General features: G+C 59.0%; 14 protein-coding genes and 1 pseudogene. 6 read left to right on the forward strand and 9 right to left on the reverse strand.

From position 1 onward, the window contains the following. The 5 genes and pseudogenes from AC0L4F_RS05870 to AC0L4F_RS05890 all read right to left on the reverse strand — a co-directional run. Positions 1-650: pseudogene (locus AC0L4F_RS05870) on the reverse strand (DUF2161 domain-containing phosphodiesterase); the annotation flags it as partial. A gap of 11 nt (positions 651-661) precedes the next feature. Next, the gene (locus tag AC0L4F_RS05875) at positions 662-1,786 is read right to left on the reverse strand and encodes a carboxylate-amine ligase (RefSeq protein ID WP_244686396.1); all 1,125 of its coding nucleotides are present in this window, start codon (positions 1,784-1,786) and stop codon (positions 662-664) included. A 168-nt stretch (positions 1,787-1,954) separates the two neighbouring features. Next, positions 1,955-2,281 carry a cupredoxin domain-containing protein gene (locus AC0L4F_RS05880; RefSeq protein ID WP_244686398.1) on the reverse strand — a complete coding sequence of 109 codons (327 nt, stop codon included), beginning with the start codon at positions 2,279-2,281 and terminating at the stop codon, positions 1,955-1,957. A gap of 138 nt (positions 2,282-2,419) precedes the next feature. After that, on the reverse strand, positions 2,420-2,755 hold the full coding sequence (locus AC0L4F_RS05885) for a hypothetical protein (RefSeq protein ID WP_244686400.1): 336 nt from the start codon (positions 2,753-2,755) through the stop codon (positions 2,420-2,422). A gap of 233 nt (positions 2,756-2,988) precedes the next feature. Beyond that, entirely contained in the window at positions 2,989-4,488 is a 1,500-nt protein-coding gene (locus AC0L4F_RS05890) for a CoA-acylating methylmalonate-semialdehyde dehydrogenase (protein WP_244686402.1), read from the reverse strand. Positions 4,489-4,591: 103 nt separating this feature from the next. Here AC0L4F_RS05890 and AC0L4F_RS05895 point away from each other — a divergent pair, with 103 nt between their 5' ends. The 3 genes from AC0L4F_RS05895 to coaD all read left to right on the forward strand — a co-directional run bounded on the left by AC0L4F_RS05895 (position 4,592) and on the right by coaD (position 6,594). Next, a complete protein-coding gene (locus AC0L4F_RS05895) occupies positions 4,592-5,494 on the forward strand; it encodes a LysR family transcriptional regulator (protein WP_244686404.1) in 903 nt (300 codons plus the stop codon). Between the two features lie 67 nt (positions 5,495-5,561). After that, the gene (locus tag AC0L4F_RS05900; protein WP_244686406.1) at positions 5,562-5,999 is read left to right on the forward strand and encodes a CBS domain-containing protein; all 438 of its coding nucleotides are present in this window, start codon (positions 5,562-5,564) and stop codon (positions 5,997-5,999) included. Positions 6,000-6,102: 103 nt separating this feature from the next. Next, positions 6,103-6,594: a pantetheine-phosphate adenylyltransferase gene (coaD, locus tag AC0L4F_RS05905; RefSeq protein WP_244686409.1), complete on the forward strand. Its 492-nt coding sequence runs from the start codon at positions 6,103-6,105 to the stop codon at positions 6,592-6,594. A 146-nt stretch (positions 6,595-6,740) separates the two neighbouring features. Here the strand turns inward: coaD and gap (AC0L4F_RS05910) are convergent, their stop codons facing one another. Together gap (AC0L4F_RS05910) and AC0L4F_RS05915 are read right to left on the reverse strand one after the other, a co-directional pair. Continuing rightward, a complete protein-coding gene (gene gap / locus AC0L4F_RS05910; RefSeq protein WP_244686411.1) occupies positions 6,741-7,742 on the reverse strand; it encodes a type I glyceraldehyde-3-phosphate dehydrogenase in 1,002 nt (333 codons plus the stop codon). Between the two features lie 110 nt (positions 7,743-7,852). Further along, on the reverse strand, positions 7,853-7,996 hold the full coding sequence (locus AC0L4F_RS05915) for a hypothetical protein (RefSeq protein WP_244686413.1): 144 nt from the start codon (positions 7,994-7,996) through the stop codon (positions 7,853-7,855). 18 nt (positions 7,997-8,014) lie between these two features. Between AC0L4F_RS05915 and AC0L4F_RS05920 the strand changes: the two genes are divergently transcribed. Then, positions 8,015-8,281 (forward strand): hypothetical protein, encoded by a 267-nt coding sequence (locus AC0L4F_RS05920; RefSeq protein ID WP_244686415.1) that lies wholly within the window; start codon positions 8,015-8,017, stop codon positions 8,279-8,281. Positions 8,282-8,466: 185 nt separating this feature from the next. Here the strand turns inward: AC0L4F_RS05920 and gap (AC0L4F_RS05925) are convergent, their stop codons facing one another. Further along, the gene (gene gap, locus AC0L4F_RS05925; RefSeq protein ID WP_244686417.1) at positions 8,467-9,471 is read right to left on the reverse strand and encodes a type I glyceraldehyde-3-phosphate dehydrogenase; all 1,005 of its coding nucleotides are present in this window, start codon (positions 9,469-9,471) and stop codon (positions 8,467-8,469) included. 198 nt (positions 9,472-9,669) lie between these two features. Here gap (AC0L4F_RS05925) and AC0L4F_RS05930 point away from each other — a divergent pair, with 198 nt between their 5' ends. Further along, the gene (locus AC0L4F_RS05930; protein WP_244686419.1) at positions 9,670-10,050 is read left to right on the forward strand and encodes a DoxX family protein; all 381 of its coding nucleotides are present in this window, start codon (positions 9,670-9,672) and stop codon (positions 10,048-10,050) included. A 37-nt stretch (positions 10,051-10,087) separates the two neighbouring features. Continuing rightward, entirely contained in the window at positions 10,088-11,044 is a 957-nt protein-coding gene (locus AC0L4F_RS05935) for a DUF808 domain-containing protein (protein WP_244686421.1), read from the forward strand. Between the two features lie 133 nt (positions 11,045-11,177). Here AC0L4F_RS05935 and tkt read toward each other — a convergent pair whose 3' ends face one another. Continuing rightward, a complete protein-coding gene (tkt, locus tag AC0L4F_RS05940) occupies positions 11,178-13,199 on the reverse strand; it encodes a transketolase (RefSeq protein ID WP_244686423.1) in 2,022 nt (673 codons plus the stop codon). Positions 13,200-13,336 lie beyond the last annotated feature (137 nt).

Below are 13,336 nucleotides of genomic sequence, written 5' to 3' on the forward strand. Positions count from 1 at the left end.
GGGCGTGACCAGCGCCTCTGCGCCGCGTGGGGTCAATTGATAGACGCCGCGCGACACCCGTTCGAACCAGCCATAGTGATCGTCGGCCATGATCTGCGTTGCTTTGGCCACGCCGGTGGTCTTGCGGATGTCGCCACATTTCGATGGCCCATGGCTGTTCAGATATTCCGCCAGCCGGATCGCATCCTGACGATAGGCGGTGATCAGCGGCGAATTGCGCGCCGCGCCCCCAGATTTGGATCGCCCTCGCGCCGGGCAAATTCCCGCAGCAACCGGGTTTTGCGCGGCTTGTTCTGGCGCGGTTGATAGGGCGCGGGTCGATATGCACCTCGGTATGATCATCGCTGAGCCGGACCGTGATCAACCCCAGTCCCAGCCGACGGCACAATGCCTTGTTTTCCTTCAGGGCGCGTTGAAACCGTTTGCCGGTCAGACGCGGCACCGCGATATAGACCAAATCCGTAAGCGACTGGCGGGTGATCGCCTGATGAAACAGAAGTCAGGGCAAATCCGGTTTTCAACTCGACAATCACCGGGTCGTCATCGCCTTTGATTGCGACGACATCTGCTGCGCCGATCTCGGCCTTGACCTCATAGCCCTGTGCGACCAACAGCGCCTTCACGGCGGGATAGAGCGCGGTTTCCTTCACCTGTCAGGCCCTCACAGATCGGCCTGAAAATCTTCGATCAGATGGGTCACCACGGCGCGCATCTGTGCTTCGCGGTCTGCGCCTGCGGCCTCTGCGGCCGCGCGCACCGCGCGTTGGCGCATCGAAGACGTGCCGCGATCCAGGATCGTGCGCAGATGGGCGATTTCAGCGGTGCAATCCAGCGCCTCGGCATCCTCTGCCAAAAGCTCTATCAACTCGTCGATCAATTCGACCATTGGCACGATTTCGCCGCGTCCGAAGTCAATCAAACCTTCTTCGACGCCGTATCGCTGGGCCCGCCACCGGTTTTCCGCGATCAGAAACCGATCATAAATCCGCCAGCGTTGGTTGCGGGTGCGCAGACGCCAAAGCATCCGGGTCAGACATTGAATGGTGGCGGCAAGCGCCAGCGTGTCTTCCAGGCGCGGACAGACATCACAGATCCGGGTTTCCAGCGTTGGAAAGCTGTGGCTGGGGCGCAGATCCCACCAGATCTTGGTGCTGTCTTCGATCAGCCCCAAATCCACCAGCGCCTTGACCGAACGCTGGTACTCATCCCAGGAATTGAACTGTGGTGGCAATCCGGTGCGGGGCAGGTTGTCGAAGACGGAAATCCGGTAAGACGCCAGCCCGGTATCTTCGCCCTGCCAAAACGGCGAGGATGCGGAAAGCGCCAGCAGATGTGGCAGAAAATAACTGAGCTGCCCCAAAAGATCGGCGCGCAGGGCATCGTCGTTCAGCCCGACATGCACATGCATCCCACAGATCAGCATCCGCCGCACCCCCCCCAGATCCTGGCGCAATTGGTTGTACCGTTCGCGATCCGTGTGATGCAGGGTCTTCCAATCCGCAAAGGGATGGCAGGAGGCGGCAATCGGGGCGGCATTATATTTTGCCGCGCATGTGGTGATTGTCCGCCGCAGATGGCGCAGATCGGCGCGGGCCTCGGCCACATTGCGGCATACACCGGTGCCGATTTCGATTTGGCATTGCAGGTATTCCGGGCTGACCTGATCGGCCAGCGCGGCCTTGCATTCCGCCATCAGTGTATCTGGCACCTCGACCAACGCAAGACTGTCACAATCCACCAAAAGATATTCTTCTTCGATGCCAATGGTGAAATCCGGATCCGGCATGGCAGTCTCTTTCTTGTGGGTCGTGATGGTGTGGTTCGTGGTCTTGTGGTCCCGGGGGGCAATCAAAAAACCGGACGTCATGGATCATAGCGGCAAAAACGCGATTGCGGCAATGCATCAACCCACAGCGTCCGGGAAATTTACCTGCGCAGAAATTGCAGCGCGGGGTTATTCCACCACAAGCGTGGCTTTCATCGCCGGATGGAATTTGCAGTGATAGTCGAACGCACCGGCGGTGGTCATCTCAAGCGATGCGGTTTCACCTTTGCGGAGGGTGCCGGTGCCAAATGCGCCGTTGTCGGCGGTGGCGGTATGGGGGGCGCTGTCTTCGTTGGTGAACACCACCGTGTCACCGGCCGCCACGGTCAGGCTGGATGGCGAAAATGCGAACCCTTTGATGGAAACGTTATGTGTTGCGGCCTGGGCTGCGCCGGCCAAAGCCACGGGCACAGCTGCCAAACCCAAAAGGGCGGTACGTCTGGTAATCATATTCATTTCAATGCTCCAATAAAGTGCCGGTCAACGATGCACTGGCATTGAAATCCGCGCAAGCGGCGTTGTGAATGCGGTTTGGGGGCAGGGTAACCCGGATCTGTTTCAGGCGCGTTTGGGGTTGGCCCACCCGCCGGGCGGCTAGCCCTGATTGGTGCCGGTGTCCCTGGTTTCAAAGACCTGTGGGTCACAGCCGGAAAATTCCACGGCACTTTCCCAGTCCCGGAAAACCCCGGCGGTCACGCCGGGAAAACGATCTATCAGCGATGAAAACATCCGGGCCATGCCATACGGCAGATCCTGCGGGGCCCAAAACGCCATCTTCATGTCGGTGCATTGTTCGTAAAACGCCGATCGCATCGAAATCGCCTGCATCATCTGGGCAAAGTTCAGGTCGATTTCCGCTAGCTGCGACAGGTCGCACAGAATGTTCAAATCGGGCGTGTATTTCGGATTGCTATCAAATTCCTGACGCATCTTGTCGGACAGGCCAGATCGACCCGATTGAACAGCTCTATGGACACAACGCGCTCTTCTTCAAGTATCAAATAGCGAAACCCCACCGCGCTGCCCCCCATAAAAACCAAAAAATCGTTGATAGGTCAATTAACTTGATAAATCCCGTTTTCGGAAGCAAAAAACAACTCAGGGCCGCAGTTTACGCTGCGGCCCTGGATCACAATCTGGTGATGATCAACCTTGGGTTGGGATTAATCCATGGCTTTGAAATTGAATTCGCCACCGTCCTTGATCCCCGAGAACCAGCGCGCGGTAACGGTTTTGGTCTTGGTATAGAAGCGGAAGGCATCAGGACCATATTGGTTCAAATCGCCAAAGGCCGATTTTTTCCAGCCACCAAAGGTGTGATAGGACAGCGGCACCGGAATGGGGAAGTTGATGCCAACCATACCCACATTCACCCGGTGGGCAAAGTCGCGTGCGGTATCACCATCGGCGGTATAGATTGCGGTGCCATTGCCGTAATCATTGTCAATGACAAGGTTCAGCGCGTCCTCATAGCTATCGGCGCGCACCTGGGACAGAACCGGGCCAAAGATTTCTTCTTTGTAGATGTCCATATCCGGCGTCACATTGTCGAACAGCGACGGGCCACAGAAGAAGCCGTTTTCATATCCCTGAAGCTCGAAACCGCGACCGTCGATCACGAGGTTCGCACCCTGGTCCACGCCGCTGTTGATCAAACCTTCGATCCGCGCCTTGGACTGGGCGGTGATCACAGGGCCATAATCCACGTCGTCGCCCGCAGTATAGGGGCCAACCTTCAGCTTTTCGACCCGGGGCACCAGCTTTTCGATCAGCGCATCGGCGGTTTCCTTGCCCACGGGGACAGCAACCGAAATCGCCATGCAGCGTTCGCCGGCCGCACCATAGCCCGCACCAACCAATGCATCCGCAGCCTTGTCCAGATCGGCGTCCGGCATGATAATCATGTGGTTCTTGGCACCACCGAAACACTGGGCGCGTTTGCCATTGTTGGCGGCGCGGCCATAGATGTATTGGGCGATCGGTGTCGAGCCGACAAATCCAACAGCGGCGATTGTGTCGTTGTCGAGGATGGCATCGACAACCTCTTTGTCCCCGTTCACCACCTGCAACACGCCGTCGGGCAGACCGGCCTCTTTCAGCAGTTCCGCCAGCAGCAATGCGGTCGATGGCACGCGCTCGGACGGTTTCAGGATCATCGCATTGCCGCAGGCCAGCGCCGGCGCCATTTTCCACAGCGGGATCATCGCGGGAAAGTTGAACGGCGTAATACCGGCCACAACACCCAGCGGCTGACGCATGGAGTAAAGGTCAATGCCCGGACCGCCATTGTCGGTGAATTCACCTTTCAGCATGTTGGGCGCGCCCATGCAGACCTCGACAACCTCAAGCCCGCGTTGCACGTCGCCCTTGGCGTCGGGCAGGGTCTTGCCATGTTCACGGCTGACCAGTTCGGCCAGTTTGTCCATGTTTTCATTGATCAAGGCGCCGAACTTCATCATCACCCGCGCGCGACGCTGGGGGTTGGTGGCGCCCCATGCCTTTTGCGCTTCGGCCGCTTTGGCCACCGCATCGTCCAGTTCCGCTTTGCTCGACAGTTTGACCTGCGCCTGCACCTCGCCGGTGGCGGGGTTCATCACATCGGCGGTCCGTGTCGATGTGCTTTCGACAAAACTGCCGTTGATATAGTTCTTGATAACGTCCATCGGGGGCTCCTCGGGTTGAATTGCCCGCAGCATAGTCTTGCAAATTCGCCCAGAAAAGCGACAATGTTCCAAAAGCATTTTGCATTTTTGCAAAGGGGGCGCGGTGCAGTCTTGGGATGACATTCGGGTGTTTCTGGCGGTGGCGCGGCATGAAAGCCTCTCTGCGGCGGGGCGGGTGCTGCGGATTGATCCGGCCACGGTCGGGCGGCGTATCACCCGGCTGGAACAGGACATGGGCCAGCCGCTGTTTGGGAAATCGCCCCAGGGCTATGCGCTGACCGATGCGGGCCAGAGGCTTCTGCCGCATGCGGAACGGGCCGAGCAGGCCACGCAAGGGGCCGCCGAGGCGCTGGCGGGCGAGGCGGGTCGGCTTTCCGGTCAGATCCGCATTGGCGCGCCGGATGGCTGTGCCAATTTCCTGCTGCCGCGGGTCTGTGCCACAATTGCCCGCGACAACCCCGATCTGGAGATTCAGATCCTGTCACAGCCCCGGGTCGTGAACCTGTCCAAACGCGAAGCTGACCTCGCCATATCGGTCAGCCCGCCGACAGCGGGGCGATTGACGGTGCAAAAAATCGCGGACTATCAACTGCATGTCGCAGCGGCCGAGACCTATCTGGCGCAATGTCCACCGATCCAATCCCCCCAGGACCTGCGGGCCCATCGGGTGATCGGCTATATTTCGGACATGATTTTTGATCGCGAATTGGATTACCTGTCGGACATGGGGTTGGATCAGGTGCATCTGGCGTCGAACTCGGTTTCGGTCCAGCTCAATTGGCTGCGTCAGGGCGGCGGGCTTGGCATCGTGCATGATTTCGCGCTGCCCTATGCCCCGGAATTGCGCCGGGTTCTGGCATCAGAGATTTCCCTGTCCCGCGCGTTTTATCTGGTGCGACATGGCGATGACCGGCGGCTGGATCGGATGAACCGGTTTGCCGCGGCGCTGGTCGCCGGAATGCGTGCAGAAGTCGCGCGGCTGGAGGCACTTACACAATCGAATTGAAGGATTGCTTGACAGCAGAAGGACTTGCGGGAAAGCTGAAAGAAACGTGCAAGGCAAGGAGAGAAAAATGCTGGTGCAGCAAATCCTGCAATCAAAGGGTGGATTTTCGGTCGAAACCGTGCCGCCGGGAATGCTGATTTCGGAAGCGGTGGCTATCCTTGCAGAAAAACGCATCGGGACGGTGATCATTTCCAAAGACGATGGAAAATCCGCGGCGGGCATCCTGTCGGAACGTGACATCGTGCGCGAATTGTCCAAAAGCGGCGCGGGCTGTCTGGACCAAACGGTGGCCGATCACATGACAACAGAATTGCAGACCTGCACGCGTGATGAACAGGCCGACAGCGTTCTGTCCCGGATGACCGAGGGCCGTTTCCGCCACATGCCGGTGGTGGAAGACGGTGAATTGGTCGGGCTGATTTCGCTTGGGGACGTGGTCAAGGCCCGCCTGAGCGAGCTGGCCATGGAAAAAGACGCGCTGGAGGGAATGATCATGGGGCATTAAGCCCCATCCGCGCAACAATCTTTCGTCGCCGCTTGACAGCGGCAATGCTGTTGGGCAAGTGATCGGGGCAGACCCTTGATGACGCAAACCTCGGAATATTCTCATGCGCATAGGCCTTTATCCCGGCACTTTTGACCCGATCACCGTTGGCCACATTGATATCATTCGGCGGGCCAGTGTGCTGGTGGATCGTTTGGTGATCGGTGTGGCGATCAATCGCGACAAGGGGCCTTTGTTCGCGTTGGAAGAGCGTGTGGCGATGATCGAGGGCGAGACCAGAAAATTGTCGGAAACGATCGGAACCGAAATCGTTGTGCATCCGTTCGAGAATCTGTTGATTGACTGCGCCCGCGATGTGGGGGCCGGGATGATCATCCGCGGTCTGCGCGCCGTGGCAGATTTCGAATATGAATATCAAATGGTCGGCATGAACCGGGCATTGGATGATTCCGTCGAAACCGTGTTTCTGATGGCCGAAGCCCGGCATCAGGCGATTGCGTCAAAGCTGGTCAAGGAAATCGCCCGGCTGGGCGGCGATGTGTCGAAATTTGTCACCCCGGCAGTAAATGATGCCCTGCGCACCCGATTTGATTGACCTGCGGTGACGTGGACATCTTTTTGATTTCATTTTGAGACAAAACGAAAATGACGGTTCCCGCTGTAAGGGAGCAAAGAAAAAGCCCCGCAATCTGCGGGGCTTTATTGTTTCTTGGCGTTCTATATTGACGAAGCCGCGCCAGCTTAGATCAGCTTGCCCATCGCAACGGCGGTATCCGCCATCCGGTTCGAGAAGCCCCATTCGTTGTCATACCAGCTGAGGATACGCACCATTGTGCCGTCCATAACCTTGGTCTGGTCGCAGTGGAAGATCGACGAATGCGGATCGTGGTTGAAATCCGAGCTGACAAGCGGCTTGTCGGTATAACCCAGCACACCTTTGAGCGGGCCATCGGCAGCGGCGCGAATGGCGGCGTTGATTTCGTCAACCGTGGTCTCGCGCGCGGCTTCGAATGTCAGGTCCACAACCGATACATTCGGCGTCGGCACCCGGATTGCAACACCGTCAAGCTTGCCGTTCAATTCCGGCAGCACCAGACCCACGGCCTTGGCCGCACCGGTCGAGGTCGGAATCATCGACAAAGCGGCGGCACGGGCGCGATAGAGATCCTTGTGCATCGTGTCCAGCGTCGGCTGGTCACCGGTGTAGCTGTAAATCGTGGTCATGAAACCTTTGGTAATACCAATGGTGTCGTTCAGAACCTTGGCCACAGGCGACAGGCAGTTTGTGGTGCAAGAGGCATTCGACACAATCAGATCTTCGGCAGTCAACACATCGTGGTTCACACCGTAAACGATTGTCTTGTCAGCATCTTTCCCAGGAGCCGAGATCAAAACGCGGCTGGAGCCGTTTTCCAGATGGGCCTGGCATGCCTCTTTCGACGTGAAGATACCGGTGCATTCCAGCACCACATCGACGTCAGACCAAGGCAGATCAGCAGGGTTGCGTTCCGCTGTAACCTTGATCGGGCCACGACCGACATCAATCCAATCGTCACCGGTGGTGACTTCGACCGGGAACCGGCCATGCACACTATCGTATTGCAGCAAATGCGCGTTGGTTTCGACCGGACCAAGATCGTTGATCGCAATCACTTCAATGTCTGTGCGGCCCAATTCGATAATGCCGCGCAGCACGTTGCGACCGATACGGCCAAATCCGTTAATGGCAACTTTGACAGCCATGTCATTCTCCCATGGTTCGGGCGCAGAAAAAGACGACAACGGGTCGCCCTGCGATTCCGGTTTCCGTTAACGCTAACAAACGTATCTTGCCGCAAAAGTCAATTGCCGCCTCAGCGCCAGAAGCTGAGCCATTCCAACAGATCGAGAAATTTTTTCGCAAGGAAAAGCGAATGCTCTGTGCCGAACAGGTAAAAATCCGCGCCAATAGCCGCCAAAAGAAAAACTGCGAGGTAAAGGGCGATGGTGTTGGTCATGTCAGGCTCCGATTTGGCATGACCCTGCCGCAACCGGCCCGGCTGGGCAATGGCCAATCTGTGGTTGGTGAACGGCGGCGCAATGGGCGGCCGGTGCGGGCGCAACAGAAGGCGCGCGCACTGTCGCTGGGGATTGGGGCCCCAAGCGACAACAGGATCATCGACCCTCAGGTTTCAGCGCTTGGCTGGACCTCCGCGCTACATACAATTCCCGCAGGCAACGGATCACCCGACACTTTGATCACCGAAAAACGGCCCCAAAAGACGATCAAGCCTTTCATCTGACCTTAAATATCCCGGGGGGTTTGGGGGGCTGGCCCCCCATCTGTCCTGTGGTTTGGGGGGCTGGCCCCCCATTTATCCGGCGGTTTGGGAGCTGGCGCTATCTGGCCCGCGGTGGCGGCATCCCAAAAAAAATCGCCACGCGAAACCTGCGTGGCGACAATTCCGTCAAAAATCCCGGGATCACCTTAGTGCAGCAAACGCCCCATGGCGCCGGCCACATCCGCCATCCGCACCGAGAAACCCCATTCATTGTCATACCAGGCCAGAACCCGCACCGTGCGTCCGCCAATGACCTTGGTCTGATCCGGGGCAAAGATCGAACTTTGCGTGGTGTGGTTGAAATCAATCGACACTTTCGGCTCGGGATCATAGCCCAGAACAGCGCCCATATGCCCAGCTGCCGCTTCGCGCACGATTTCATTCACATCTTCCACCGTCACGTCTTTGCCGGCTTCGAAGGTCAAGTCCACGGCCGATACATTCGGCGTCGGCACGCGCATCGCGGTGCCGTCCAATTTGCCACGCAGGTTCGGCAAAACTTCTCCCAGCGCCTTGGCCGCACCGGTCGAGGTGGGGATGATCGCCATGGCGGCGGCACGTGCGCGATACAGGTCATTGTGACGGCGATCCAACGTGGGCTGATCGCCGGTGTAGCTGTGGATCGTGGTCATGATGCCGCGTTCAATGCCGATCGCCTCGTCCAGCACCTTGGCCAGCGGTGCCAGGCAATTGGTGGTGCAGGACCCGTTGGAAATGATCCGGTCTTCCGCCGTCATGTCACGGTGATTGACGCCATAGACCACCGTGCGCGCGACATTCTTGGCCGGGGCGGAAATCAGCACCGATTTCGCCCCCCGCGACAGATGCACATCCGCCTTCTTGCCATCGTTGAATTTGCCGGTGCATTCCAACACCACATCACAGCCGGACCAATCCAGTTCCTGCGGATCATATGTCGAAAACATCTCCATCGGGCCACGGCCCAGATCCATGGTATTGCCTTTGACGGTGACCTCGCCGGGGAACCGGCCATGGATGCTGTCGTAGCGCAGAAGATGGGCAGAGGTCTCAATCGGGCCGGTGGCGTTGATCTTCATGACCTGAACGTCATTGCGCGCGCTTTCGGCAATATGTGCCAGGGTGCAGCGGCCAATCCGGCCAAATCCGTTGATTCCGATTGTGACTGTCATCTGAAGTCTCCTGTTTGGCGTCGTGCGGGTGATACTGTGCGGGTGCAGCATCTCCAAGAGAAAGTTGAACATTTACAATATGATAGCGTTAACCGTTGCCCCGAAACGTCTGGTGGCGCTAACGCGTTTGCGCTATCGGTTGCTTGGTTGCGGTAACAGCGGCATGGCTTTTGTGTTTCGCGCCCTAGATCTTTGGACATGAAGAATCATTTTCCTGACTTAGCGGTGCTTTTGGGGCGCTTTCTGATCGCGTTGTTGTTCCTTGGCGGCGCGGTGCAAAAAGGCGGCAATCCGGATGCGGTCATTGGCTTGCTTGCTGCCTGGCATTGGCCGGGCTGGCTCGTCTGGCTGGCGTTGTTGTTCAACGCGCTGGCGGGGCTGGCGCTGATCCTCGGGGTCTGGGTGCGCTGCGTGGCGCTGTTGCTGGCCGGATATTGCGCGGTGACGTCCTTGTTTCACTTTCTGCCGGATGACCCATGGCAGATGACGATCTTTGTGAAAAACTGGGCCATTGCCGGTGGCTGTCTTGTGCTGGCGGCGCATGGGGCCGGGCGCTGGGCCTTGCAGCGCGACAACTGATCTCTACAGTTCGGATCAAACAGACGGAGGGTCGAAGATGAGTGGATTGCTGGCGCTGCTGGATGATGTGGCGGCGATTGCCAAGGTGGCGGCGGCCTCGGTCGACGATATCGCCGCGCAGGCGGCCAAGGCCGGGGCCAAGGCCGCGGGCGCAGTGATCGACGATGCGGCGGTGACGCCGAAATATGTGCATGGCTTTGAACCGGCGCGTGAGTTGCCGATTGTCTGGCGGATTGCGCGCGGCTCGCTGATCAACAAATTGGTGTTTCTGCTGCCCGTTGGCCTGGCAATGGCAGAGTTCGCACCCTGGCTGATTGCACCGTTGCTGATGCTGGGCGGGGCCTACCTCTGTTTTGAGGGCGCGGAAAAGGTCGCACATGTTCTTGTGCCGCATGGTTCGGATCATGCCGGGCCGGAATCCGGTGATCCGGCCCATCTGGAAGAAGAAAAAGTGCGCGGCGCCATCAAAACTGATTTCATCCTCTCGGCTGAGATCATGACAATTGCCCTGGCCGCCATCCCGCAAAGCAGCTTTTGGATCGAAGCGGCCACCTTGGCCACGGTCGCGGTAGGCATCACCCTGGCGGTCTATGGTGCGGTGGCGTTGATCGTAAAGGCCGATGACCTTGGGCTGTGGATGGCGGCGCGCGGGCGGCTGCGGGCGACGCGGCTCATGGGGCGCGGGATCGTTGCGGCGATGCCGGGGTTTCTGTCAGCTTTGATGGTGGTCGGCACGGCGGCCATGCTGTGGGTCGGCGGGTCGATCATCGTCCATGGCGCCGCGGAAATGGGCTGGCACGCACCGGAACATCTGATTCATGATTGGGCGGTGGCGCTGGCGCAATTCGGGCCAGCGACCTGGCAGGGCGCGATGGAATGGCTGGGCACGGCGGCGATTGATGGTCTGTTGGGGCTGGCGCTTGGGATCTTGTTGATGCCGGTTGTCACCAAAATGATTATGCCGCTTTGGACCTCTGTTCGCAAAAAGGGCTGACCATTTTCCGGCCAGCCCTTCTTCTGTTCACAAATATCCCGGGGGTTTGGGGGCAGAGCCCCCATCTATCCTGCGGTTTGGGGCAGAGCGCCCATCGTTCTTGCGGTTTGTGGGGGCAGAGCGCCCCCATCGCTTACCCCAGAAGCTCTTTGACCTTGGCCACAGCCGCCGCCGCTGTGATGCCGAAATGCTCGAACAATTCACCAGCCGGGGCTGACGCGCCAAAGCCGGGCATGCCGATAAAGCCTGCCTTGGCTTCGCGGCCACGTTCGCCCAACAGCCAACGATCCCAGCCACCTTCGCGCACTGCGGCTTCGATGCCGACACGCACGGGGCCGCCGGGCAGAACCCGCTTGCGATAGGCTTCGTCCTGTGCGGCAAACAACTCCATACAAGGCATGGAGACCACGCGCACGCCGATCCCCTCGGCTTGCAGGATCTCGCGTGCCTCCATCGCCAGCGCCACTTCCGACCCGGTTGCGATCAGGATCGCCTCGCGCTTGCCTTCGGCATCGGCCAGAACATAGCCACCCTGGGCCACCATGTTCTTGGTCTTGTGCTCGGTCCGCAGCGTCGGCAGGCCCTGACGGGTCAGCGACAATACAGAGGGGGTCGCTTCTTGGGTCAATGCCACTTCCCAGGCCTCTGCGGTTTCCACCGTGTCGGCGGGGCGGATCACCAATGTGTTCGGCGTGGCGCGCGAAATGGCCAGATGTTCCACCGGCTGGTGGGTTGGGCCGTCTTCGCCAAGCCCGATGCTGTCATGGGTCATGACATAGACAACCGGCTGTTTCATCAACGCCGACAGGCGCATCGCAGGGCGGGCATAGTCGGTGAAACACATGAACGTGCCGCCATAGGGGCGCACGCCGCCATGCAGCGCCATGCCGTTCATCGCCGAGGCCATACCATGTTCGCGGATGCCCCAATAGACATAACGCCCACCGCGGCTGTCGACGTCAAACACGCCCATATCCCCGGATTTGGTGTTGTTCGATCCGGTCAAATCAGCAGAGCCGCCCACGGTTTCGGGCATGAGCGGGTTGATCAGCTCCAGCACCATTTCCGACGATTTGCGCGTCGCATATTTGGGTTTCTCGTCGCTGATCTGCTTCTTGAACGCCTTGATGGTCGCCGAAAGCTTGTTGGGCGCTTCACCGGCCAGCTGGCGGGTGAATTCCTTTTGCTTGTTGCCGGGCGCGGCGGCAAAACGGGCCTCCCATGCCGCGCGCGTGTCGCTGCCGCGGCTGCCGATGGCCTCCCATGCGGATTTGATGGCGGCGGGCACTTCAAACGGGCCGGTAGTCCAACCATAGACCGCCTTCGCGGCGGCCATTTGATCCGCATCGGTCAAGGCGCCGTGACCCTTGGAGGTATCCTGGGCAGCGTGTCCCAGCGCGATATGGGTCTTGCAGGCAATCATCGACGGTTGTGCCGACTTTTTCGCGGCTGTGATGGCTGCGTCGATCTCATCCGGGTTGTGACCGTCGATTTCCTGAACATGCCAGCCAGCGGCGGTGAAGCGCGCCACCTGATCTGTGCGGTCCGACAGCGACACCTTGCCATCAATGGTGATGTCATTGTTGTCCCAAAGCACGATCAGTTTCGACAGTTCGTGCCGTCCGGCGATGCCGATGGCCTCGTGGCTGACACCTTCCATCAGGCAGCCGTCGCCCGCGATCACATAGGTGTGGTGATCCACGATCTTGGCGCCAAAGCGCGCGCGCTGGATTTCTTCGGCCATGGCGAAACCGACGGAATTGGCGATCCCCTGACCCAGCGGGCCAGTGGTGGTTTCGATGGCGGCGGCCAGGAAGTTTTCCGGGTGGCCGGCGGTCAGCGCGCCTTTTTGGCGGAAATTCTTGATCTGATCGAGGGTGATTTCGGCATCACCAACCAGATAGAGCAGGGAATACAGCAACATCGAACCGTGGCCGGCGGACAGGATAAACCGGTCGCGATCTGGCCAGGTCGGGTTGGCCGCATCAAATTTCATGTGTTTTTCAAACAGCACGGTTGCGACGTCTGCCATGCCGATCGGCATCCCCGAGTGGCCCGAATTTGCGGCATGGACCGCATCCAATGTCAGGGCCCGGATGGCCGCAGCTTTTGACCAGTGATCTGGGTGAGCAGATTTCAGCGCTTCGATGTCCAAGGCGGTTTTCCTTATTAAATGCCATTGGCGTTTGCATAGCACCCCGGCAAAAGAGTTCAAGGCGGGGTGAACAGCGCCGTGTAAGTGCTTGATGTCAATGGGGGGCGCATTTTTCCACAGGGTTGGGTAAACTCGCC

It is taken from the genome of Marinovum sp. J2-8 (genome assembly GCF_055808435.1).